The sequence below is a fragment of the Winslowiella iniecta genome (assembly GCF_001267535.1).
Classification (GTDB): domain Bacteria; phylum Pseudomonadota; class Gammaproteobacteria; order Enterobacterales; family Enterobacteriaceae; genus Erwinia; species Erwinia iniecta.
In genome coordinates this window covers 42277-66199 of sequence record NZ_JRXE01000005.1, presented here as the reverse complement: position 1 = coordinate 66199, position 23923 = coordinate 42277, and the positions used below count along the sequence as shown (strand labels likewise).

At 50.8% G+C, this 23923-nt stretch carries 19 protein-coding genes and 1 tRNA gene; 6 read left to right on the top strand and 14 right to left on the bottom strand.

Annotated features, from left to right (window positions below; translation table 11 throughout):
* The 12 genes from bcsB to NG42_RS04490 all read right to left on the bottom strand — a co-directional run.
* A partial coding sequence (bcsB, locus tag NG42_RS04545) for a cellulose biosynthesis cyclic di-GMP-binding regulatory protein BcsB (protein ID WP_420911298.1) occupies positions 1-2167 on the bottom strand: 2167 nt, incomplete at its 3' end.
* On the bottom strand, positions 2164-4275 hold the full coding sequence (bcsA, locus tag NG42_RS04540) for a UDP-forming cellulose synthase catalytic subunit (protein ID WP_053115687.1): 2112 nt from the start codon (positions 4273-4275) through the stop codon (positions 2164-2166). The genes bcsB and bcsA, both read right to left, overlap by 4 nt.
* 91 nt (positions 4276-4366) lie before the next feature.
* A complete protein-coding gene (gene bcsQ, locus NG42_RS04535) occupies positions 4367-5164 on the bottom strand; it encodes a cellulose biosynthesis protein BcsQ (RefSeq protein ID WP_052898084.1) in 798 nt (265 codons plus the stop codon).
* A complete protein-coding gene (gene bcsO, locus NG42_RS04530; protein WP_052898083.1) occupies positions 5155-5775 on the bottom strand; it encodes a cellulose biosynthesis protein BcsO in 621 nt (206 codons plus the stop codon). The genes bcsQ and bcsO overlap by 10 nt, the downstream gene beginning before the upstream one ends.
* A 305-nt stretch (positions 5776-6080) precedes the next feature.
* On the bottom strand, positions 6081-7088 hold the full coding sequence (dppF, locus tag NG42_RS04525; protein WP_052898082.1) for a dipeptide ABC transporter ATP-binding subunit DppF: 1008 nt from the start codon (positions 7086-7088) through the stop codon (positions 6081-6083).
* Positions 7078-8064, bottom strand: coding sequence for a dipeptide ABC transporter ATP-binding protein (gene dppD / locus NG42_RS04520; protein WP_052898081.1), 987 nt, complete (start codon positions 8062-8064; stop codon positions 7078-7080). The genes dppF and dppD overlap by 11 nt, the downstream gene beginning before the upstream one ends.
* Positions 8065-8076: 12 nt before the next feature.
* Positions 8077-8979 carry a dipeptide ABC transporter permease DppC gene (dppC, locus tag NG42_RS04515; protein WP_052898080.1) on the bottom strand — a complete coding sequence of 301 codons (903 nt, stop codon included), beginning with the start codon at positions 8977-8979 and terminating at the stop codon, positions 8077-8079.
* Positions 8980-8989: 10 nt separating this feature from the next.
* Positions 8990-10009, bottom strand: coding sequence for a dipeptide ABC transporter permease DppB (gene dppB / locus NG42_RS04510; RefSeq protein WP_052898079.1), 1020 nt, complete (start codon positions 10007-10009; stop codon positions 8990-8992).
* Between the two features lie 183 nt (positions 10010-10192).
* Entirely contained in the window at positions 10193-11803 is a 1611-nt protein-coding gene (gene dppA / locus NG42_RS04505) for a dipeptide ABC transporter periplasmic-binding protein DppA (protein ID WP_052898078.1), read from the bottom strand.
* A 691-nt stretch (positions 11804-12494) separates the two neighbouring features.
* Positions 12495-12571, bottom strand: a tRNA-Pro gene (locus NG42_RS04500).
* Positions 12572-12684: 113 nt separating this feature from the next.
* On the bottom strand, positions 12685-14376 hold the full coding sequence (eptB, locus tag NG42_RS04495) for a kdo(2)-lipid A phosphoethanolamine 7''-transferase (protein WP_052898077.1): 1692 nt from the start codon (positions 14374-14376) through the stop codon (positions 12685-12687).
* A 286-nt stretch (positions 14377-14662) separates the two neighbouring features.
* Entirely contained in the window at positions 14663-15091 is a 429-nt protein-coding gene (locus tag NG42_RS04490) for an organic hydroperoxide resistance protein (RefSeq protein WP_052898076.1), read from the bottom strand.
* Between the two features lie 256 nt (positions 15092-15347).
* Between NG42_RS04490 and NG42_RS04485 the strand changes: the two genes are divergently transcribed.
* The 4 genes from NG42_RS04485 (at position 15348) to NG42_RS04470 (ending at position 20220) form a co-directional block, all read left to right on the top strand.
* Positions 15348-15929 carry an HD domain-containing protein gene (locus NG42_RS04485; protein ID WP_052898075.1) on the top strand — a complete coding sequence of 194 codons (582 nt, stop codon included), beginning with the start codon at positions 15348-15350 and terminating at the stop codon, positions 15927-15929.
* Between the two features lie 270 nt (positions 15930-16199).
* Positions 16200-17594, top strand: a complete 1395-nt coding sequence (locus tag NG42_RS04480; protein WP_052898074.1) for an aminotransferase class I/II-fold pyridoxal phosphate-dependent enzyme — start codon at positions 16200-16202, stop codon at positions 17592-17594.
* Between the two features lie 41 nt (positions 17595-17635).
* A complete protein-coding gene (locus NG42_RS04475) occupies positions 17636-19114 on the top strand; it encodes a class I adenylate-forming enzyme family protein (protein ID WP_052898073.1) in 1479 nt (492 codons plus the stop codon).
* A gap of 152 nt (positions 19115-19266) precedes the next feature.
* Positions 19267-20220, top strand: a complete 954-nt coding sequence (locus tag NG42_RS04470) for a DMT family transporter (RefSeq protein ID WP_052898072.1) — start codon at positions 19267-19269, stop codon at positions 20218-20220.
* 3 nt (positions 20221-20223) lie between these two features.
* On the opposite strand, the gene NG42_RS04465 is transcribed toward NG42_RS04470, so the two are convergent.
* Complete coding sequence (locus NG42_RS04465; protein ID WP_052898071.1) at positions 20224-21096, bottom strand: LysR family transcriptional regulator; 873 nt, start codon at positions 21094-21096, stop codon at positions 20224-20226.
* A 199-nt stretch (positions 21097-21295) separates the two neighbouring features.
* Complete coding sequence (locus tag NG42_RS04460; RefSeq protein ID WP_052898070.1) at positions 21296-21592, bottom strand: HTH-type transcriptional regulator; 297 nt, start codon at positions 21590-21592, stop codon at positions 21296-21298.
* Between the two features lie 537 nt (positions 21593-22129).
* Between NG42_RS04460 and NG42_RS04455 the strand changes: the two genes are divergently transcribed.
* Entirely contained in the window at positions 22130-22849 is a 720-nt protein-coding gene (locus NG42_RS04455) for a FadR/GntR family transcriptional regulator (RefSeq protein ID WP_052898069.1), read from the top strand.
* A complete protein-coding gene (locus tag NG42_RS04450) occupies positions 22846-23853 on the top strand; it encodes an ABC transporter ATP-binding protein (RefSeq protein ID WP_052898068.1) in 1008 nt (335 codons plus the stop codon). Before NG42_RS04455 ends, NG42_RS04450 begins: the two co-directional genes overlap by 4 nt.
* Positions 23854-23923: the final 70 nt, after the last annotated feature.

Sequence of the window (23923 nt, the reverse complement as noted above, 5' to 3'; positions counted from 1 at the left end):
AGTTGAGCAGTTGCTGATCGTTACTGGCGATGGTCATCACCACCAGACGCTCTTCACTCCATGGCGAACGATAACTGACAAACCCGCGCCAGGCTTCGTTAGAGGAGAAGTAGCGATCGGCATCCAGCTGCTGGCGATACCAGTCGCCGGTCAGCCAGCTGCGCATTTTTTCCCCGTTGTTCGGAGCTTTAACGCCAAAGGTATGGGCGCTGCTGTCATAAGGTGAACTGGCCAACATCTGTTGATTAAATGCGTCCTGTCCCAGCGTCGAGACGGCCAGCACGTCGCTGTTTTTCAGTCGTTGCAGATTCGCGCCGCCCGCCGGTATACCGAACATGACGCTGCTGTGATCAAGCGTCGCGCCGGTCGCATTACCCGCGCGTCCGGCCATATCCAGCAGCGCACTGATTTCAGCATCGGAAGGCTGTTCCGGCAGCAGCATCACGGTTTGTGAATAGTCAGCCAGACGCGAGAACGGGAACGAAGCACCGACAAAGTACGAGAGATTCGGCAACAGGGTAAAATGACGCGTGTTGCTCAGATCGATGGAGGCGTTCTCTTCGATGCGGCTCTTGATATTGTTGTTCAGCAGTACGCTGCAAGGCGCATCGGCTTTCGGCTTAATATTGAAATAGAGCTGAAGCTGGTTATCACCGTAAATCAGATAAGGATCGAGGTTCAGGGTGTACTTTTCCTGACGCGCATCGCCGCCCAACCGGTGCCAGATATTCTCCAGCAGGCCCACTTTATTCACCGTAAGATTGTGCAGAAAAGTGCCGTTCAGCATCACGTTCAGGAATGAATTTTTCTCATCAATCCAGTTTTCTGACGGGAATCGGTAATCAAGCTGAACCGGAATGGTTTCACCATCCCACAGGAACAGATCCGGCGCAGCACGGAAGTTCACCCGTAACGCATCATGCCAGATACCGTTGGCGGTCAGGCTCTGATCCTTGCGCAGCAGTTCGCTAAGCCGCACCGGCCGATCGGTATTAATCCAGCGCGGGGCATCATAAGGTTTACGCATTGGGATGGTTTGCGATGCCACGCTTAGCGTCGAAGCATCTTGTGCCAGCGGCGCGTTAATCAGACGGTACGCCGCCTGACGTAGCTGATCTTCATTTTTCCCGATCACCAGCATCAGCTTGTAGCCAGGATTGTCCGGATTATCCACCAGTTGTAGCGTCGGCCCGCTGACCAGCGGTAGCGTCAGGCTGCCAATTTTTTCACCCGGCTGACCAAACACCATGCCGTTTTTTTCGGGTAGCTGATTGCGCAGCACCGGGAAGCTGGCACCGCGATAGTCTGCCTGCAAGCCGACCCATGACGCGACCATCGTCGCCGCCGTGACTTGCGCTGGCGTGACGCTGGCAGAAAACACCATCGGCAGCGTGGCGGCGGTCATCTGCAACGGGTCGATAAACGGGCGCGGGAAATGGCGCATGCTGGTGCCAATATTCAGCTGCTGACCTTCCAGCGACAGACGGGTCTGCGGCAGGATAGTGACCCGATATTGATCGGTGCTCTCACGCTCACACAGCAGCTGATCGGCATCATTAATTTTAAAACTCAGGTTGTTACTCGACACCACCATCGCTGCCGGAATATCCAGCTGGAAACTGACGTTATCACTGTCAGAGGCGCTCAGCGGTAAGGTTCCCAGCGGCTGCCCGTTCAGCATCAGCTGCATTGAGGTATTGCGTGCCGCCAGTGCCGGGGAAACGCGCAGCGACAGATCGAGGTGCGCATTGGTAACCACCTGGTCGCCCGGCAGGGTAAACATGATGCCCGACTGCAACTGGCCGCCGCTCAGGGTAACGCCATGGTGCTGACCCATTTGCGCCACGCTGATACTGCTGGAGATCGGCTGCCAGGCCATCGCGGGTGGGCTGCTGACCATCGGTGGCAGTAACGGCAGATCTTCAGGCAGTGCAGCTGCCGGTTCGCTGATACTGCTCTCTGCGCCCTGGCTTTCCGGCGCATACGGCATGGCACCGGCGGTAGATCGCAGGCTGCTCTCTGCCGCATCGACATCCGCTGGTGTGGCGACCTGCGCCAGCGCTGCACCCTCTTCGCTTACGCCCTGCTCCGCTGCCCCTGCGCCGCTCAACGCCAAACTGCCACCGATCAACGCTGCCAGCGTCGCCTTGAGAAAAAGTTGCTTCATGCTGCGTTATCCTCTTGCACCTTACTGGCGGCGGCTTTGCTGGCTTTGCGTTTATCCCGGCGCGCCTGCCAGGTGAGCCAAAACAGCTCAAATACGGTGCGGATAATGGTTAACAGCGAACGCAGCGGGTTATCCGGCTGGTGCGGCGGCTGAATCCAGGCATCAGCACGCGCCAGCACCACACGCACCAGTTCGCGACGCCGTGATAACGGCATCTCTTCAAACTTCATGCGAATCACGCCGTCATTGGCACCCATGGTTTTCACCGGAATGCAGATCGCACCGGAGTGCAGCAGCAGGTCAATCTCTTCAATTTCATCATTTTCATGACGGTTATCCGGCGCGGTAATCTGCGCGCCACCCATTGAAAGGTTCACCGTGGTAGTCCGCGAAGAGATGCCGCTGGCATAGTGAATAATCACCGGGATTTTCACTTCAATACGAATGGTTTTACGTATCTGGCGGGTTTCGCGCGCCACGGCAATCGCTGCCATCAGAATAATCAGACTGAAAATAGCCCAGCCGACATTCAGTGCGATAACGTAAGGGTCGACGCCAAAATAGTCGTGCGCCACCGCACGCGTAATACCGGCAACCACGCCGACCAGCAGCAGTACGGCGGTGATCACGTGCGGTCGCACGATATTAAAGTCGAAGAAACCAACGTCCAGCAAACCGCCTTTATCAGTAACGTTAAATTTGCCGTGTTTCGGCGACAGCATGGTCAGCAGCGTCGGGATCACCAGATGGAACGCCATTACCGTTTCGTAAATCTCACCCCAGAAGGTGTAGCGGAAACGGCCGTTCATCCGTGAGTTCACATACAGCGACATCACCAGATGCGGCAGGACATAAGCAAAAATCAACGACGCCGATGAGTGAATGATATTCAGGTTAAACAGCAGGTAGGCCAGCGGCGCGGTGAGAAACACCACGCGTGGCAGGCCAAACTGGAAATGCAGCATCGCATTGAGATAACACAGGCGCTGCTGCCACTTCAGACCGCGGCCAAGTAACGGGTTATCCACGCGGAAAATCTGCGTCATACCGCGCGCCCAGCGGGTACGCTGTACCACATGCAGACCCAGACGTTCAGTGGCAAGCCCGGCCGCCAGCGGGATCGCCAGAAACGCCGAGCCCCAGCCCAGACGCTGCATTTTCAGGGCGGTATGTGCATCTTCCGTCACCGTTTCTACTGCAAAGCCGCCGATCTCTTCCAGCGCTGAGCGCCGGATCACCGCACAGGAGCCGCAGAAAAAGGTGGCGTTCCAGTTATCGTTGCCCTGCTGCACCGGGCCATAAAACAGCGCCCCTTCGTTTGGCACGTTACGCGCCGCACGCAGGTTACGTTCGAACGGATCGGGCGAGTAGAAGTAGTGCGGCGTCTGCAACAGCGCCAGCTTCGGGTCGGTCAGGAACGCCCCTGTTGTCGCCTGCAGGAAGGTACGGGTTGCCACGTGGTCACAGTCAAAGACGCAAATTAGTTCGCCTTTGGTGATTTTCATCGCATGATTCAGGTTACCGGCTTTCGCGTGGGAGTTATCTTCACGCGTGATATAGCCAACGCCGACATCGGCGGCGAACACCGCAAATTCGCTGCGCTTGCCATCATCCAGCAAGTAGATTTTTAGTTTATCGCGAGGATAATCAATGCACTGCGCCGCCAGTACCGTATCGCGCACCACGTCGAGGCTTTCGTTGTAGGTCGGTACGTAGACATCCACCGTCGGCCACAGGCTGATATCGTCCGGCAGCGGTTCGATAGTGCGTTTTAATGGCCAGGTGGTTTGCAGGAAACCGAGAATCAATATCAGCCAGACATAAAGCTCAGCAATAAATAAACCAATCCCGAGGATCGCTTCAATTTCAGAATTGAAATGCAAGGTTTCTGTGGCTCGCCAATAAATATAGCGCGTGGACATTAATGCCGAAAGAATCACCATCACAATGGAAACTTGCTTACTTTTACTCAGGCCGAGCAAAAACAAGAGAGAGATGCTGATTAAGCCAAATATATATTGTTTTTGACTGTCCATTGGCGTGATGACAATCACCGCCGCAACTGGAAATAATACCAGCAGCAGCAGGTAAAAAAGCGCTTTATTCATGGTAATCCTGCAAGCAAGGATAGATATTGACTGCTTATAAATAAGCTATTGTTGACCCGTTACGGGCACTGGCATCCTTGCCACAGAAACGTCAGAGCGAACGCAGGGTGGCGTGGACTTCGCCATCGCCAACCTTGATATTCAGCAATCCGGCCAGGCGTTTGCTGACCAGCTCGATATCAAAGGCCGCTGCTGAAACCGGGCTAAAATCGAAAATCGAGCGCTGAGAGGCGTTGGCTTCCGCCACGCTCTCATCACGATGCACCACACCAACCAGCTTCTCACCCAGGCGCTGCTGCATAAATGCGGTGACATCGCGGCTGATATTACGGCGCGTATCACTCTGATTAACAATAAAATAGTGTCCGGCCTTTTGGTTCAGCGCTTTACCGATCATCCGATCGTTTTCAATTTGCGGCAGCAATGACAGCGACGCCGTGTCGGCGAGCATCACCACCAGATGTAAATCTGCCAGCTCGGTCATCGCCTTCAGGGCCGGGCCTGGGCCAGGAGGGAAATCAGCGATAATCACCAGGCCGGGATAATTCAGTACCGTATCCAGCCCACGACGCAGGAAGTGGGGATCATTCGCCAGATTATCGTCAAACGCAACGCGTTGATCTTCCGAAACATCGCCGTAAGGCAGAATAAAAATATTGCCGCCGGTGGTCAGAATTGACTGGCTCCAGTCGGAATTTTCTGCTGAACGCGCGACAAATCCGCGCCCGTCGGACAGGGGAACGCCAAAATGCAAACGCAGCGCATTTTGTACATCAAAATCAATGGCAAGAACCTTACTGCCACCGCGTGCCAGCGCATAAGCCAGATTAGCCGCCATAGTGGTTTTACCCACACCACCTTTTGGTGAACACACACACACTAACGGCATACAGCAATCTTCTCCAGCAAGGGTTTTAGTAAGGCATCTTTGGTCACGCCAGCCGCCTGACCCGCATGACGCGAATGAAATAACTGCTTGTAACGCGGTGCATTTTCCGCTGGTGCAGGCGTAGCGCTAAGCTGGGCAGCCGCCTGCTGTAATAGCGGTACTTGCGCGGGCGCTGGCCACGACAACAGCGCAGAACTCGCCACCGCAGTCTCTGCTGGCGGTGGTGTCGGCTCCGCAGTCTCTGCTGGCGGTGGTGTCGGCTCCGCCGGAGCGGACGCTGGCTCAGCGAGTGGTTTTAACGTCGCGGCAATACTGTCAAACAGCGACGCATCCTGACTGGCTACCGAGGGTGCCGCGACAAAAGATTTTACGACCTGATGCGCACTGAGCTGGCTGGAGAATTGATTTTTATTAATGGGTTGCGGCTGAATGACATCAATACTCTGCCCACGTTCCAGCGCAGAATCACCGTTATTATCATTCAGTAATTGCTTGATGATCGCCCAATGACTGCTGTCTGATTCGAGCGTCTGCTCGGACATGTCCTTGAATTTTATATTATTTGTTTGCGTTTTTTCCTTAAAACGTTGCAGATCATCATAACTTTTCATAAGCGTTAAGGGTCTATAACTTTATTTGCGCGGAATATAACACACAATATATCTTTGAGTGAGAATATTCTGATTAAATAATAGCCATAATCCATCATTCTTTTTTATCTACAGGATTGAGTAATCGTCGATTAATTACTCTTGTTATTTATTATCCCGGTGACTGTTTAATAAAATTTTATGAATAACTGAGTAATTTATATAATGAGTAATGAGACGGCGGGACATTATAAACCATGACTCATTGAAAGGTTTTAAACATTGAGGGCGATAAAAAAGGCCGATGGATATCGGCCTGAAAGGATTTATACCGCCTGTTGTTGTTCATCCTGATCGACGGCAAAACAGGCAATTTGTTGTTCACCATACTGCTTTAGCTTCGGCTGCAACTGCGTGCAGGTACTGAAACGGCGGCGACAACGGGCATTGAATGCGCACCCCGGTGGTGGATTAAGCGGGCTGGGCAGTTCGCCCGTTAGCTTAATACGTTCACGACGATCGTCCGGATTCAGGCGCGGTGTAGCCGACAGCAGCGCCTGAGTATACGGATGGCGTGGGTTGGCAAAAATCGCCTCTTTGCTGCCTTTTTCAACACAGCGGCCAAGATACATCACCATTACCTCGTCGGCGATATGTTCAACAACCGATAAGTCATGGGAGATAAACACGTACGACAGGCCGAGGTCTTGTTGCAGATCCATCATCAGATTTAATACTTGCGCCCTGACCGATACGTCAAGCGCGGAGACCGGCTCATCGGCGATCAACACATCCGGGTCAAGCATCAGGCCACGGGCGATCGCGATACGCTGACGCTGTCCACCGGAAAACATATGCGGATAGCGGTCATAATGCTCGGTTTTCAGCCCCACTTTCGCCATCATTTCCAGCGTTTTTTCACGGCGCTCGGCTTTCGTCAGGCTGGTATTAATCAGCAGCGGCTCTTCCAGAATCTGGCTCACCTTTTTACGTGGATTGAGCGAGCCATAGGGGTTCTGGAACACAATCTGTATTTTCTGCCGGCGCAATTTTTGCGCCTGTGGATCATGTTTCAGCAGATCCTGGCCATGCCAGAACAGCTGGCCTTCAGTTGGGGTTTCAATCATCGTCAGCAGGCGGCCAAGCGTCGATTTTCCGCAGCCCGACTCGCCGACTACCGCCAGCGTTTTACCGCGCTCAAGATTAAACGATACGCCGTCCAGCGCTTTAACCAGGCGTTCCTGGCCAAACAGCCCTTTCTTCACCGGATAGTGCTTTTTCAGATCGATAGCCTGCAACAGATACTGCTGCTCGAGCGATTTATCATGACTCATAAGTTGGTCTCCCGGCATCATCCAGAGGGAAATGACATTTGGACTGACGCCCGGCAATATCACGCAGTTCAGGCTCTTCAGTACGGCAACGGACGTTGGCATACGGGCAACGCGGATTCAGCAGGCAGCCTTCAGGACGGTCATATTTACCCGGCACTACGCCCGGCAGTGAAGCCAGACGCGCTTTATCGGTGGCAAACTCCGGCAATGCGCGTAACAGCGCCTGGGTATATGGATGGCGCGGCGCGCGGAAAATATCGACCGCTTTCCCGGTCTCCACCACTTGCCCGGCGTACATCACAATAATGTGCTGCGCCGCTTCCGCCACCAGCGCCAGATCGTGGGTGATCAGGATCAGCGCCATATTCTCCTGGCGTTGCAGGTCAAGCAGCAGCTCAATAATCTGCGCCTGAATCGTCACGTCCAGTGCGGTGGTCGGTTCATCGGCAATCAGTAATTTAGGACGGCAGGCAATTGCCATCGCGATCATCACGCGCTGGCTCATACCGCCAGAGAGCTGGTGCGGATACACATCAAGACGCGAGGCCGGGTCGGGAATACCGACCTGGTTAAGCAGGTCAATCGCGCGCTGACGACGGGTGCGGCGATTACCGCCCTGATGCACCTTAATCGCTTCCATAATCTGGAAACCGACGGTATAGCACGGGTTAAGGCTGGTCATCGGATCCTGGAAAATCATCGCCACTTCCGAGCCAACCAGCTGACGCCGCTCTTTCTCCGAAATTTTCTTCAGGTCGCGCTGGTTGAACTCCAGCTTGTCGGCCATCACTTTGCCGGGATAATCGATTAATCCCATGATTGCCAGCGAGCTGACCGATTTACCGGAGCCAGATTCGCCGACAATACCGACCACTTGACCCTGCTCAACCTGATAACTGATGCGGTCAACCGCCCGGAACGGTGCCTTTTCGTCGCCGAAATGCACCGATAATTTGTCTACATTTAATAACGCCATTTCGGTGCCTCTTTACTGCTTGAGTTTCGGGTCGAGGGCATCACGTAAGCCATCACCCATCAGGTTAAATGCCAGAACCGTCAGCAGAATCGCAACACCCGGGAAGGTGACGACCCACCAGGCACTTTGCGCATACTGCAATACGTCGGAGAGCATGGTGCCCCACTCCGGCGTTGGCGGTTGCGCGCCCATACCCAAGAAACCCAGCGCGGCCATATCCAGAATCGCGTTGGAGAAGCCAAGAGACGCCTGCACAATCAGCGGTGCCAGGCAGTTTGGCAAAATATTAACGAACATCTGACGCAGCGCACCGGCACCGGCGACTCTCGACGCAGTCACGTAGTCGCGGTTTACTTCCACCAGCACCGCGGCGCGGGTTAAGCGGATATAGTGCGGCAGCGCGACAAAGGTCAGCGCAATCGAGGCATTGACAATAGACGGGCCAAAGATGGCGACCAGCACCAGTGCCAGCAGCAGACTTGGCAGCGCCAGCATGATATCCACCAGACGCATAATCGCCGCATCGACCGCACCGCCGACGTAACCGGCAATTAAGCCGAACACCACGCCGAGGATCAGCGACAGCACCACCACCATACAGCCAACCAGCAGCGACAGACGCGCGCCGTACATCAGGCGCGACAGCACGTCACGGCCCACATCGTCGGTTCCGAAAATAAACTGCCAGCTGCCGCCTTCCTGCCACACCGGCGGGCGCAGCAGTGAGTCACGGAACTGCTCAGCAGGCGCATGCGGTGCCAGTACGCTGGCAAACACTGCGATTAAAATCATGACCACCACGTAGACCAGGCCGATGACTGCGCCTTTGTTACGTTTAAAGTAGTGCCAGAACTCCTGAATCGGGGTCATCGGCTTTGGTGCAGCGCTGACGCTGCCCGGAGTAACTTGAGACATCCTGGCCCCCTTATTTTTTATGTCGGATACGTGGGTTAACCACGCCGTATAGCAGGTCGACCAGCAGGTTTACCAGGATAATCAAGGTAGCCACCAGCAAGACACCGCCCTGCACCACCGGATAGTCACGACGCTGTAACGCATCGATTAACCAGCGGCCCAGTCCCGGCCAGGAGAAGATGGTTTCGGTGAGGATCGCACCGGCCAGCAGCGTACCAACCTGCAAGCCGATCACCGTAACCACCGGTAACATCGCGTTGCGCAGCGCGTGAACCACAATCACCCGCATCCGCGTCAGCCCTTTGGCGCGCGCAGTACGGATATAGTCCTCGCCCAGAACTTCCAGCATGGATGAGCGCGTCATACGCACAATCACTGCCAGTGGAATGGTGCCCAGCACCACCGCAGGAAGAATCATATGCATGACGGCATCGTGGAAGTCGCCCGGTTCGCCCCAAATCAGCGTATCAATCAGCATAAAACCGGTCAGCGGCATCGTATCGTCAAGGAACACCGTATCGCCGATGCGCCCGGAGACCGGCGTCAGGTTAAGCTGTACCGATACCAGCATGATCATCATCATGCCCCACCAGAAGATCGGCATCGAGTAGCCGGTCAGTGAGATACCCACTGCGGTGTGGTCAAAGATGGAGCCGCGTTTCACCGCCGCCAGCACCCCAACCGGAATGCCGACCGCAATGGCGAACAGCATCGCGCAGATACCCAATTCCAGCGTCGCTTTAAAGCGCGGCACAAATTCGTCCCATACCGGAATACGGCTTTTCAGGGAAATACCCAGGTCGCCATGCAGAACACCGTTGATATAGGTGAGGTACTGCTTCCACATCGGCTGGTCCAGCCCTAGCTGGGCCAGTAACTGGGCATGGCGTTCAGGAGAGATGCCTCGTTCACCGGCCATAATCATTACCGGGTCGCCCGGAATCAGGTGAACGAAAGCGAAAGTTAACAGGGTGATACCAATAAACGTTGGGATAACCAAACCCAAACGTCGGAGTATGAACTGCAACATAATCCGTATTCTCTTTTTTTCCCGCGGCGCGTCGCCGACGGGATTATAATTGCTCACATCTTGCGGCAAACCAGACAGCGCTCACCGCGACGCTCTGACTCCCGTAAGAGACAGCTTGCGCCTTGACCAGTTTATTCATCCGGGAAAAGGGCCAGCCTGGCTGGCCCTACAGGGTATGACGACTTACTCTGCGATATCGACGTTAACGAAGTAGTGGCCGCCTAATGGATCGACGACATAGCCACTGACTTTCTTACTGACCGGCTCATAGACAGTAGAGTGCGCGATAATCAGAGCGGGCGCCTGGTCATGCATCACAACCTGAGCTTGTTTATAGAAAGCGATACGTTTTTCATGATCTTCAGTCGCGCGGGCTGGCTGGATCTGCTCTTCAAACGGCTTATAACACCAGCGTGAATAGTTAGAACCGTCTTTCGCCGCGGCGCAGCTGAACAACGTGGCGAAGAAGTTATCCGGATCCCCATTATCACCGGTCCAGCCCATCATCACCGTCTGGTGCTCACCCGCTTTGGCACGTTTCAGGTACTCGCCCCACTCGTAGGTGACGATTTTGGCTTTCACACCAATTTTCGCCCAGTCGGCCTGAATCATTTCGGCCATACGACGGGCATTCGGGTTATAAGGACGCTGCACTGGCATTGCCCACAGGTCGATATTGAAACCGTCCGCCATACCGGCTTCTTTCAGCAGCGCTTTGGCTTTTTCCACATCGTAAGGGTAATCCTGCACTTCATCGTTGTAGCCCCACATGGTTGGTGGGATCAGGTTTTTAGCCGACTGGCCTGCGCCCTGATAAACCGCTTCGATAATCGCTTTCTTATTAACCGCCATGGTCAGTGCCTGACGCACTTTCAGGTTATCCAGCGGTTTTTTCTCAACGTTAAATGACAGATAGCCGACGTTCAGGCCTGGCTGCTCCATCAGGTTGATGTTTTTATCCTGCTTCATGCGCGCGATATCAGCCGGGTTCGGGTACGGCATCACCTGGCATTCGCCTTTCTGCATTTTCGCGTAACGCACCGAGGCATCTGGCGTGATAGAGAACACTAAGCGATCAACTTTCGGCTTGGTGCCCCAGTAATCGGCGTTAGCTTTATACAGAATGCGTGAGTCTTTCTGGTATTGCAGCAGCTGGAACGGGCCCGTACCGACCGGGTTCAGATCCACTTTTTCCGGGGTGCCGGCTTTCAGCATGTTGTCAGCGTATTCGGCAGACAGCACGGACGCGAAATCCATTCCCAGGTCAGCGAGGAACGGGGCTTCAGGACGGGTCAGCACAAAGCGCACGGTGTTATCGTCCACTTTCTCAATTTTGCTGATAAGAGCAGGCATATCCATGCCTTCAAAGTATTCGTAGCTGCCGCCGGAAACGCCGTGATATTTGTTGTTTTTATCCAGCTGACGCTCAAAAGTAAAAATCACGTCGTCGGCATTAAAATCGCGGGTGGGTTTGAAATCTTTGGTGGTATGCCACTTCACACCTTTACGCAGGTGAAAAGTATAGGTTTTGCCATCGGCACTGACGTCCCATTTTTCAGCCAGCGCAGGCTGAAGTTCGGTGGTACCGATTTTAAATTCAACCAGACGGTTATAAATCTGACGGGAACTGGCGTCATAGGTGGTGCCGGAGGTGAATAACTGCGGGTTGAAACCCTCTGGTGAACCTTCTGAACAGTAGACGAGGGTCTTCGCCTGGACACCTGCGGCAACGGTCATAGCGATCAGGCTCAGACCAACCTTCAGCATCCCTGATTTAGCCAAGGAAATACTCATGCTTATGCTCCAATTGTGATGTGTTGTTGTGTGCGTTACACCCGACCTGTGTTTTTTTAATGTGGTCAGGACATCAATGAAGAGTGTTGGATAAACACGGGTTATTTACGTCTGACTCGGTGGAATCCATCAGACGAATCCGCTTCCTGCCGCCTCACTGAGGCATCAATTTGTCAACAGTTGCAACTAACGTCAATACAACTGTCAGGTATTTACACAGAGTGTGAGAAACAGCAAGCAAACATAAAAAAAACTTCCCGCTAACAATTGCAGTCAAAAAACACACTACAGCGACCAATAACCAGACAAAGATCGCGTGTAACAAAAATTTACCAGCGATTTACACCATTAAAAAACAATTAAAAATTATCGTTAAATGCTGAATAACTGCTCGATTAGTTTTGTGATCCAGCGCCAAAGTAGCTAAATATGCTGGCTGGGTGGCATAAGAAACGGTCAACAAGCGGGAATCGGTCATAAGAAGAACGTGTCGCGAATTAAGCACTCAGCCCATACGCTGCAAGGGTTTAAGGCAAATTATCGCGGTCAGCGTAAGAGAGAAGTATTTTAGGCTGGATAAATCAGCGGCAGAGAAAGGTTAAGCTGGTCAGATATGTGTTAAGAAGAGGATGATTTTGGCCGGTGCAGAATGCAAAAAAACCCCAGTCATTGCTGACTGGGGTTCTGAAGATGGTCGGCGAGAGAGGATTCGAACCTCCGACCCACTGGTCCCAAACCAGTTGCGCTACCAAGCTGCGCTACTCGCCGATGGGGGCGCATGTTACTGCTACCCCCTGATAGCGTCAATGACTTTTTGAAAAATGGTCGTCGATTGCCTGGAAAGCGTGCGCTCTACAGCTAAGTGGTTCATTTAAACCGGCTCAGGAGTGATCCTGCGCAGGCTTCGCCGGTGCCTGACACCAGTTATTAGCGGGATTAATGCCACCATCCGGTGAGGTGTAACCTAAACATCCCAGGATGGTATCAAATAGCTCAACATGGCGATGGGTTTTACCCAGACGCTGCTGCGCCTGCAAGCGCTCAAAGGCACGCTTATTGTCAGCATCCGCCAGATATTTATCCGACGCCCAGACAATCATCGGCACACGGAACTGCTCTGGTGGCGCCATTTCACGCGGCGTACCGTGCAGATGCATATTCTCCGCGATGGATTCACCGTGATCAGATGCATAGAAGACAATCGCCTTCTTATCGCGCAGCTGGTCATAGATGCTGTCCAGCACGGTGTCAGTATAAAGTACCGAGTTATCAAAGGCGTTAATCAGCTGATCTTTACTGCAAAAATCATCAACCCCCATACACTCCGGCTGATAGCGCGCAAACTCACGCGGATAGCGCTGTGAATAGAGATAATGCGAGCCTTTAGTATGCAGCACCACCAGATGCTTGCCCTGTGGGTGACGGTCAACCGACGCTTTCAGCTCCGGCACCAGCAGCATGTCATCCACCGGTTTGCCCTGGTTGCGTTTCTCTGAACCAATTTGCTCACGGAAAGCGTAATTATCGGCATCGGTATTGTTGTAGAACCAGACTTCGCTCTGCATCGCGAACAGCTCTGAACTGAAGCCCAGCTCTTTCAGTACCGCAAACACATTCTGCTCTTTCAGCGTGCGGCCCGGATTATCCATCGCACCGCCTTCACGGACAAACATGCAGCGCAGCGAAAGCTTGGTCGCGGTATCGCAGGATTCACCCCGGAACGCCACCAGGTTCTTCTCTTTCGACAGCTTTGGCGTGGTATCGCGTTCGTAGCCGAGAATCCCCATATGATCCCAGCGTGTGGTTTCACCAATGACAAACACCACATAGGTATCATCAAGACCGGCAGGAGCCACATAAGTAAATTTCTGCGCCGGATCCAGCAAATCCTGGTCGTTCATCGACTCATCGGCACGGGTATAGGCAAATAAACCCAGCGCGGCCAGCCAGTTAGATGGCAAATACGAGTGCGCCACCACGCCGCCATAGCTTGGCAGATCGATATTGGTGATTTTCTCTTGTTTTGACTGCGCTTGATCAAAATAGCGAATTGGCAGATAGACCAGCGCCAGTGAGACCAGCATCACCATCAGCGGTTTAATACGCTGCCCCGGCGTTTTCAGCTGCTCAAGCAGCGTCAGGGTCAACTTATTACGCCAAATCATCAGCAGCGGAAGTGCACTGACCAGCACCATCCAGATAACAAACTGGAAACCCACCGCTTCTTTTGACAGGTCAATATCGGTGGTCATTACCGACGCCACGATGCCGTAGCCAATCACTACATTGAAAAATGCCATGTAGTAGCTGGCCGCAACGGAAATAAGCACCATTAAGCTGGCGACAATGCGATAAAAGATCTTTCCGCCGAGCGATAATATGCGCATCAGGAAAAAAGTCAGTAATACAATCGCCACTACTTCAGCCGTGGCAGACAACCAGCTTTTAAGTGATGAGTGAGTTAACAGAGGATCAAAACGTCGATAAAAGACGGGAAGATTCAGCAGGATACCAATATAGAGGGCAAGCAGAATGGATAACTTCTGTTGCGTTAACGATTTTATAAAATTCATTCGACCTTTTTTCCCGGCGTAACGAAGTAAACTCTAAACGCTAATCAGACCCTATTGTCGCGCCAGAGTTCGGGAAAAAGGTCAATTAGGCGTCCTGAACCATATGAACAGGATGATTCTGAAGCGGAAAACCGGTTGTTTTCGCCCAAAATCGCCGCGTAGTTAAACATATTAAGCGAAATTGTTCAGTGAAAAATTAAACGTCGTCACAAGAAACTGCCGCAAATGGCGCATTTGGGTAAACAGGCGGGGAAAGCAAGGGCGGCAAGAGCGCCGCCCGGACAGCTTAGTTAATGATATTCAGCGTCACATCAATATTATTGCGGGTAGCGTTAGAGTACGGGCAAACAATGTGCGCGGCATCAACCAGCTTCTGCGCTTCTGCGCTGTCCATGCCTGGCAGATGAATATTCAGCTGCGCTTCGATACCAAAACCGGTTGGCAACGGGCCGATCCCCACTTCACCTTCAATAAAGGCCTCTTTTGGCATCGCAATTTTATCGCGGCCGGCAACAAACTTCATTGCGCCAAGGAAGCATGCTGAGTAACCGGCAGCAAACAGCTGTTCCGGGTTAGTTGCTTCGCCACCGGCTCCGCCCATCTCTTTAGGCACGCCCAGTTTGACATCCAGCACGCCGTCGGAAGAGGTCGCACGACCATCACGGCCGCCGGTTGCTTTAGCTTTTGCACGATAAACGACTTTTTCTAATGACATAAACGATGTTCCTTTTTGCGGTAGGATTGCCCTCAGGGGCAGCTTTATACACTATTAAATCGCGAGCGATTTATTTCGGAAATCAATAAAAGTACTCATCATCAGTTTAGCTGATGGCGGCCTGCACACCCTGGCTAATCAAGCAACAGTGGCGCGCCGGGCTATTTTTTGACATTTTGGTGTAACGTCACGAAATAAAATATAGATAGTGCACTATATAATTGCAAGCAACTTTTTTTTGTGGGGAGATAACGGCATGCAAACACTGGAAGAACGGGCGCGGCGCTACGCCACAAAAGCGCATGCTGAAGCCGGACAACGGCGCAAATACACCGACGAGCCGTATATTGTTCATCCGGCGGCGGTGGCAGAACTGGTGCGCAGTGTCACTGATGACGAAGTGATGCTAACGGCGGCGTGGTTACACGACACGGTTGAAGATACCGACACCACACTCAATGATATTGAAAGTCATTTTGGGGTTGAGGTAGCTCAGCTGGTCGCGATGCTTACCGACGGCGCACAGCCGCAGGCCAAAAATCGCGCGATGCGCAAAGCGGCACATTTTCGGCATACTGCTGAAGCCAGCCCCGACGCGCAAACCATCAAACTGGCCGATATCATCGACAATACTCGTTCAATTATTCATTACGATGCCAGCTTTGCGCGTATTTATCTGGTGGAAAAGCGGGTGCAGATTACATTACTGAAGGACGGCAATCGCGAGCTGTGGCAGCAGGCCTCTGCGATTATTGAGCAAGGTATACGCCAGTTAAGCGAGCCGCCCTACAATATTCCCGCTGACTGGTTTACCCGACAGGCGGCACGTTACGTATAGTGCCAGTGTGGCAATCGCCACGCCTGTTAAGTTAACTGCTGCAAGCCGGCTTGCGTTAAGCGATAACGCTGTAGCCGGCTTTGCGGTTTATCCACGGGGATCATTTCAAATCTAAAACCATTATATTTAACAATCAATCTCATTTTAAATAGTACAGGTAAATGGGCTTATCAGACAGATTGATAACTACATCAAAATTCATGAATTACAAATTTTCTTTATGTGGAGCATATTCAGGTTCATACATTCATTTCCTCTGAGGAAAATAAAATGCAAAGTGACCTGATTAAACTCAACCAGGAAGGAACGCCCTTATTCGATTTATTAAAAACTATTTGTCAAAAGGAAATATATTCATTTCATGCATTGCCCATTTCCAGCTTTGGTCATAGTGATATTCTTCCCTTTTGTGGAAAGGAGGATGTTTTTTTAGAATCCACTATTACAGATGAGGCTTTCGATAATTTCTTTTTCCCTAAAGGGGTCATAAGGGAGTCGCAAAAACTCACCGCGCAGATCTACAATGCCGACCGTTCATTCTATATTACCGGTGGCACCAGTGTAGCCAATCAGATCGCCATTACTGCATTATATGATAAGGAAGACGAAATCCTTATCGATAAGAACTGCCATCAGTCAGTTCATTTTCATAGTCATAGTCAAGCCCTGGGTGCGAATGTGGATTATCTTTGCCCTGATCTTATCGCTGAAGACGGGCAGCTCACAGCCTGGTCAATTGAGAAATTGACTAACAAAGTGTTGAGTAAGCAATCTGAGGAAGCAGGATATGATCTTATTATTTTGACAGCGCAATCCTATGAAGGTCTCATTTATGATATTCCAGCTGTACTCTTACATCTCTTGAAGGCTGGCGTGAAGACGAGAAAATTTTTTATCGATGAAGCATGGGGAAGTCTCAATTATTTTAGTGATGATACGCGACCTTATACGGTAATGAATATTGACTCTATTATTGAAGAGTACCCTAATCTGGAAGTTGTGTGTACACAGTCTGCACATAAGTCTCTTTTTTGCCTTCGTCAGGCATCGTTGATTCATTGTAAAGGAGGAAAAGAGTTACCTTATAAAATCGAAGTGGCAAAATTCAGAATACATACAACATCACCAAACTATGCCATTCTCGCGTCTCTGGATCTGGCGCAAGCATATATGCGTCAGTATGGCAATGAAATGGCTTCATATTCCAGAGCGTTAGTTAATACATTTAAGGAGGAGATAAATTCAGAGCCTGAGCTTGCTTTGCTGCATGCGGAAAGTGAAGTATTTCAGGACCACTGGCATATTCACCACGACCCAACGAAAGTCATGTTAAATGTAACGAGTTTAGGTGACAGCTCCGTAATCAAAGATAAATTATTGAGAGAGAATATATTTGTCAAAAGAATATTGAGCAATCATCTTTTGCTTAGCTTTCATATTGGCATTAATAAAGAGGCAGTCGGCGCATTAACCCGCGCATTAGTTTTAATAAGCCAGCCCAGTGTTATTAACAGAGATATCAAAATCAATAGCATATCCAAAACTTTTATCATTCCTTATCCACCCGGTGTACCTATCGTTTTCCCAGGTGATAAGATAAATGCAGAAATCACACAGAAAATAAAACAATATGAAGATAGCGGCATGCTTGTTATTTCTGCCTGATATAACAGCCTGTTCAGAAGACCGGGCAAGGGAATAATACAGTGATTACTTTAGATAAATTAAAAGAAATTGCCTCATATCACAGTAGCAACACTTGCCTCATTGATAAAGGAATACGTTATACGTGGCAACAAATCCTTAGTCGAGCAACGTCGCACGTGGCATTTTTGAAAAAAATGTATAATAATGAACAATTGCGTTCAGCCTGCTATTTATCAAAAAATAATGCAGATGTTATTTGTTGGCTTGCAGCCTTTACTACATTGGGTATTCCGGTCAATGGCCTCGATTATTCACTGCCTGTTGAGACGCTAACTACCTTGATCAAAAATATTAGCCCGGACATGTTACTCGTTTCGTATAACCTGTATTCAGCAGAAGAATTAAACCTGTTGCAGGTCACAGTGAGTACCATGTTGGCCATAGATACGCTAACAGCTCCGATAGTCCAGCGCATGGGTGAATCTCATACGCCCGATACAGATATGTTACTGAAAGACTATATTTTCCCACCATTTCGGGGGGTTTCATTGACATCAGGAACCAGTACTCTCCCCAAAATAGCACTACGCTACCAATCATTTGATGCGCGACGCTTTTCCTGGTTTCGTGAACGATATGGTTTCGGAAATGACGATGGATTCCTGCTTATCATACCACTGTACCATGCCGCAGGTAATAGTTGGGCAAGGATGTTCATGAGCCTGGGAAGTCCGATTTATCTTGTAGACCAGGATGATAATGACGAGATCGTCACAGCCCTTATACAAAATAATATAACAGCAAGCGTTATGACTCCCAATTTAGTGCGTAAACTGACCGATCTTGTTGATAACGGAGGTCATCAATTCCATCTTCGCTGGATTCTCGTTGGGGGCAGCTTTTTTTCTGTTAAAAACAAGCATGCGGCGATGAATGTATTTGGCCCTGTATTTTATGAATATTATGGTTGCACAGAGACTGGGGTTAATGTTCTGTCTGAACCAGAAGATATGATCCGTTACCCGCAAAGTGTCGGCAGAGCTTTTGATGGAAATCAGGTTGTCATCCTTGATAATAACTTTCAATCGGTAGAAGCTGGAATTAATGGTCGGGTCGCTATTGCTAGCTATATGCTGATGGATGAATACAGTGATGGTTTATGCCCTTTCCATGTTATTGATGGTGTCCGATATTTTTTAATGGCGGATCGTGGCCACCTGGACAGAGAAGGCAGGCTCTTTTTGATGAGCCGCAATGCTGATACTAACATCCTTTATGACCTGTATAGCATAGAGGAAGATATCCGTGACATTGCCTGCATTTCTGATGTTGCAGTTATTTCAGTCATAGAGAATGGAGAGATCGCCATTAAATGTATTTTCAGCACCAAAAATGGAGATAAAGCACAAGGAATTATAAGAAAAATTGAGCGAAATTTTAAAAAGCATCATATTAAAAACATCAAAACCAAAAGGGTTGATAAAATCCCTTATAGCCCCAGCGGCAAGGTTCGTTTTACTGAGTTTGTGGGAATGTAATCTTCGACTTTGCTAACTACTCTACAGATATCAGGATAGTTGATAGTGATATAAAAATTTACCAATATCCATCCCAAACGGATAGTGAAATAGTTAACTGCATCAGTGATGGTGCCAATACATTGGAACGTTCTAATTTAAGGATGATGGTCATGAATCACAGCTATTCAAAAGGTCTGATTTGCTGCTTGTTAGCGACACTCTCTTGGGGAGTAATGTTTCCGGTGATGACCGATGCATTGCAGTATATTGACCCATTTAATTTTACAACAATACGCTATGGCATTGCCGGGCTGGCCTTTTCTCTTATTCTCCTGTGCATGGAAGGAAAAAAAGGGTTCAATTTGCAAGGAGAACGTTGGGTGTTAGCCTGGTTGTTTGGCACCCTGGGGTTTGCCGGTTTTGGCTTTTTGGTTTTTCTCGGGCAACAAATGGCAGGTCCTGCTGGTGCTCTGACCGCATCCATCATGATGGCGACAATGCCAATGTCAGGTTTATTGACGGTATGGTTGTTAAAAAAAAGCCGTCCGCACGCCAGCACATTCGGATTTATTCTCATGTCATTTGCAGGTGTATTGCTGGTGATCACTAATGGTAATGCCACTGAGGTTGTGAACTCGCCATTAAATATGACAGCAAATCTATTGTTGATCACCGGCGCATTATGCTGGGTATTATACACTGTCGGTGGGAGTTATTTCCCTCACTGGAGTCCAGTGCGTTACACCACAATGACTACGCTGACAGGTATGATGAGTGTCGTCACCATTGATATGATACTGATGCTGACAGGCAACATCGCTGCACCCACTCTTTCAGCAGTTGGCGCTGTGATACCACATTTGTTTTATATGGCTATCGTCGCAGGTTTGATGGCTGTTCTTTGCTGGAACGTTGGGAATAAAATCATTACTCCAACTAACGGCGTGCTCTTTATGGACGTGGTACCTGTGACCGCTTTTATTGTGTCCGCGCTGAGTGGGGTTGTACCATCATCAATTCAGTTAGTGGGTGCAGGCATCACGGCAACAGCACTGATTTTGAACAACCTGAACCAGCGCAAACTGGCTCAAGCTAAACTGGCTATAACTGTCAGCCAGCTCTGACCCCTAATGCTTCCAGAGCGCCTTCACCGATTCAATCAATGCCATAACGACCGGTGAAGACTCTCTGCTCCTGGCCCAGATAAAGCAAAGCTGACTCACAGTTTTCGCTTCAGGCCAGATACAGAGCTGCTCACAATCCTGTAGTGTCAGAGCAAGATCCTCACGCATCAACGTCAACCCCATTTCAAGGCAGACCAGCTCGGTCAGTGTTCTCTCCTGATCAGCGACCATGGACGGGGTAAATGTTGCGTTATTGCGTTCAAAAAACTGCCGGGTGATAGTTGAGAAGGAGCATTTTTCCGGCGTTGAGACCCAGGGGAATGTCTGAAGATCTCCCCACTCCGCAGCCTGAATCTTACTGCGCCACGCCCATGGCCCAACGATGCAAAGTGTAATCGGTAAAATTGGCATAACCCCCAGGTTTTTCTCAGTGAAATCACCAATCACAAACCCGGCGTCCATTTCGCCACTGACAACAGCGTCAATAATATGCCCGGAAATATTCTGACGAATGGTCAGGTTCACATTCTGATGACGCTGGCGAAGTTCAGACAGCACACCAGGCAGGTTCAGAATCACGGGCACGGAAATGGTTCCCAATGTGCAGGTGCCGACATTATTTAAGGAACGCGCTTTTTGTATACAGTTCCTGGCCGCCGTCAGAGCGACACGCGCTTCATCACACATCACAATCCCCCCAGCTGTCAGTTCCATGCCTCTGGGATTTCGATTAAACAGGCGAACCTTAAATTCACTTTCCAGGGATTTTATATGCGCACTAACAGCCGGCTGACTAAGAAAAAGCAGGCTGGCAGCACGCGTTAAACTCGATGTTTCTGCTACCGTGACAAAAGTCTTTAACTGATTAAGGTCCATGTCGTTAACTCTCCCTTTGATGAATCAGATAAAAGCGGGCAACAACGAAAAAGCGCCTGGCCGGTAAAACAATCGGCTGCTCAGGATCGATTAAGTAGGATGAATAAATTCAAGTTCATAGAAAAAAACACAACTTCAACCTGCCCGCCTGGCGGCTACAGAAACAATAAACCCGCCAGAAGCGGGTTTTAACATCATCTTAATCTAACAATTGTCGACCAAGAGTGGGATTCGAATGGAGCAACTGCATCAGTTTCTGCGCCGAGCCAGATGGCCTGGTGCGCTTTGCTTCCCAACTTTTCACTGAAGAAATACTCACGCCCATTACACGGGCAAATTCATCAACCTGCATACCGGTAATTTCCCGCAGTCGCTGCGGCTCCGGCATGGCGACAGGTTGAACCTGCAAAGCAGGAGCAAGGTTAACCACTTCACGAGCTAATACAATGTGTTCAAGGCTACTCAACAATTCAAACATTGGATCTTTATTTTCCATCGAGAACTCCTTACAACTCGCAATGAAATGACATGATCAGGACAGAGGAAGAGTGCCAAAAATCCGAGGCGCTCAAAACTGGCAGGCAACAACTGAAAAAGGCGTCAGGTCAGTTCAGAAATCCACCAGAACGGTAAGTATTAGTTGAAGCGCAATGTTTTGCGCCCCCTTTTTTGACTATTTTTCAAACTTGCTTTATGAGCCTGAAGTCTTATTGAGCAGCAACCGTTGTCCCGCCTGCTACGACGGTTTCACTGCACCTTAAAGGGGCATAAATGCACCATGATGGCGCAACGCACTCAGTGATGTTCCCTCGCACCAACTCTTGCCAGTTCTTTTTCCTCAACCCGAAGAAAAATAAATACCCTTATATATCATACACCTGAAAAATTTATCTTCGCTGCATTTTGAACCAATTAATTATTGGTTCGGTTCTTGCCTACGCTTTAATCAACATGATTGTGCGATTCATAATCTAAACCTCTGAATAATCGCCATAACAACACTTTTTCTGATGAAAAGATAAGCGAACCAATTATGGGTGATACGCCAGAAACAGCAGCAAACTCCAGTTCCGCGCTGGAAAAGCTTCGTCAATTAATTCAGCAACATGACGCTCATCCCGACTTAGCCTTGCCGACCGAACGCGAGCTGGCAGAACGCTTTGCCGTTGGACGACGTGAAATCCGTCGTGCGCTGGATGTGCTGGAAGAAGAGGGGCGCATCTGGCGTAAGCAGGGTAAAGGGACTTATGTCGGCCCGGCCGCGCCGGTACAGCCACTGGCGCTCCAGGATCTGCCACAGCAATCGAACCTGGTGGAAGTGATGGAAGCCCGCCTTCAGCTGGAGCCTGGCCTGGCCCGCCTGGCGGCGATACGCGCCAGCAAAGAGCAAATTGCGCTAATGCAGCGTTTGCAGGAGCGCATGAATCATCTTTCGCTCAGTGATGGTGATGAACATGAACTGTGGGACAGCGCCTTTCACCGCGCCATTGCTGAAGCGGCAGGTAACCGGCTGATGCTGGGCCTGTTTGATGCGGTTGATGCGGTGCGGCGTGAGCCTGCCTGGCAACATCTGCGCGTGCAGGCGCGCACCCCGGCACGACTGGACAACTACGACGACCATCATCACCGGCTGGTTAAACATATCGCCGCACGACAACCGGCCGAAGCGGCAACGGCAATGCGCGAACATCTGTTGGCGCTACAACAAGCGCTGATTGAGGCCATTAATTTTGGCGATGAGGAACCATTATGACGAGTTCTGCTGCCCGTTTACCGGTGCTAAGCCTGCGTAATCTCGATGTGCAATTTAGTGGCTCGCCGGTCACGGTGCTCGACAGCATTTCACTGACCTTGCACGCCGGTGAGACGCTGGCGTTGGTCGGCGAATCAGGATGCGGCAAAAGCATTACCTCGCTGGCGCTGATGGGACTGCTGCCCGGCAGCGCACGGATCAATCGCGGCGAAATGCATTTCAATCAGCATGACCTGCAGCGGCTCAGCGCACGTGATTATGCCGATCTGCGCGGCAATCAGCTGGCAATGATTTTTCAGGAACCGATGACCTCGCTCAATCCTGCCTTCACTCTCGGCGACCAGCTCAGTGAGGCGGTGATGCGCCATCGCGATTGCAGTCGCCGCGAAGCGATGCAGGCCGCGCGGGAGATTCTTGAAAAAGTGCAAATTCCGGCGGCAGAAATGCGGCTGAAAGCATATCCGCACCAGCTTTCCGGCGGGATGCGTCAGCGCGTGATGATTGCGATGGCGTTAATTAACCAGCCGCAACTGCTGATTGCCGATGAACCCACTACCGCGCTGGACGTCACCATTCAGGCGCAAATCCTCGCGCTGCTCAACACCCTGAAACAGGATACCGGCACGGCAGTGCTGATGATCACTCACGATTTAGGCGTCGTGGCCGAAGTGGCACAGCGAGTGGCCGTGATGTATGCCGGACAAGTGGTAGAAAGCGGCGAAGTTAGCGAGATTTTTAACGACCCACAACATCCTTACACCATTGGCTTGATGGGGTCGATACCCAGCCTCGGTGCACGCAGCGCGGCGCTGGCGACCATTCCCGGCAGTGTGCCACTCCCGGAGCAGATGCCGGCTGGCTGCCGTTTCGCTACCCGCTGCCCCTTTGCCGAAACGCGTTGCCACCAGCATAAACCGCCGCTGCATGCCATTAACGCGCAGCACCAGGTCGCCTGCTTTCGCGCGCCGTTGGAAGAGCATGTCACTCAGGAAGCTTTCGCATGACTACGCCAATCCTTGAATGTATCGATTTAACCAAAACCTTTGCTGGCCCACCGGCGTTGTTTAAACGTAG

Coding starts and splice junctions, on each gene's coding strand:
- bcsA (WP_053115687.1), bottom strand. CDS start 4,275: ATGAATAAAGCGCTTTTTTACCTGCTGCTGCTGGTATTATTTCCAGTT.
- bcsQ (WP_052898084.1), bottom strand. CDS start 5,164: ATGCCGTTAGTGTGTGTGTGTTCACCAAAAGGTGGTGTGGGTAAAACC.
- bcsO (WP_052898083.1), bottom strand. CDS start 5,775: ATGAAAAGTTATGATGATCTGCAACGTTTTAAGGAAAAAACGCAAACA.
- dppF (WP_052898082.1), bottom strand. CDS start 7,088: ATGAGTCATGATAAATCGCTCGAGCAGCAGTATCTGTTGCAGGCTATC.
- dppD (WP_052898081.1), bottom strand. CDS start 8,064: ATGGCGTTATTAAATGTAGACAAATTATCGGTGCATTTCGGCGACGAA.
- dppC (WP_052898080.1), bottom strand. CDS start 8,979: ATGTCTCAAGTTACTCCGGGCAGCGTCAGCGCTGCACCAAAGCCGATG.
- dppB (WP_052898079.1), bottom strand. CDS start 10,009: ATGTTGCAGTTCATACTCCGACGTTTGGGTTTGGTTATCCCAACGTTT.
- dppA (WP_052898078.1), bottom strand. CDS start 11,803: ATGAGTATTTCCTTGGCTAAATCAGGGATGCTGAAGGTTGGTCTGAGC.
- eptB (WP_052898077.1), bottom strand. CDS start 14,376: ATGAATTTTATAAAATCGTTAACGCAACAGAAGTTATCCATTCTGCTT.
- NG42_RS04490 (WP_052898076.1), bottom strand. CDS start 15,091: ATGTCATTAGAAAAAGTCGTTTATCGTGCAAAAGCTAAAGCAACCGGC.
- NG42_RS04485 (WP_052898075.1), top strand. CDS start 15,348: ATGCAAACACTGGAAGAACGGGCGCGGCGCTACGCCACAAAAGCGCAT.
- NG42_RS04480 (WP_052898074.1), top strand. CDS start 16,200: ATGCAAAGTGACCTGATTAAACTCAACCAGGAAGGAACGCCCTTATTC.
- NG42_RS04470 (WP_052898072.1), top strand. CDS start 19,267: ATGAATCACAGCTATTCAAAAGGTCTGATTTGCTGCTTGTTAGCGACA.
- NG42_RS04465 (WP_052898071.1), bottom strand. CDS start 21,096: ATGGACCTTAATCAGTTAAAGACTTTTGTCACGGTAGCAGAAACATCG.
- NG42_RS04460 (WP_052898070.1), bottom strand. CDS start 21,592: ATGGAAAATAAAGATCCAATGTTTGAATTGTTGAGTAGCCTTGAACAC.
- NG42_RS04455 (WP_052898069.1), top strand. CDS start 22,130: ATGGGTGATACGCCAGAAACAGCAGCAAACTCCAGTTCCGCGCTGGAA.
- NG42_RS04450 (WP_052898068.1), top strand. CDS start 22,846: ATGACGAGTTCTGCTGCCCGTTTACCGGTGCTAAGCCTGCGTAATCTC.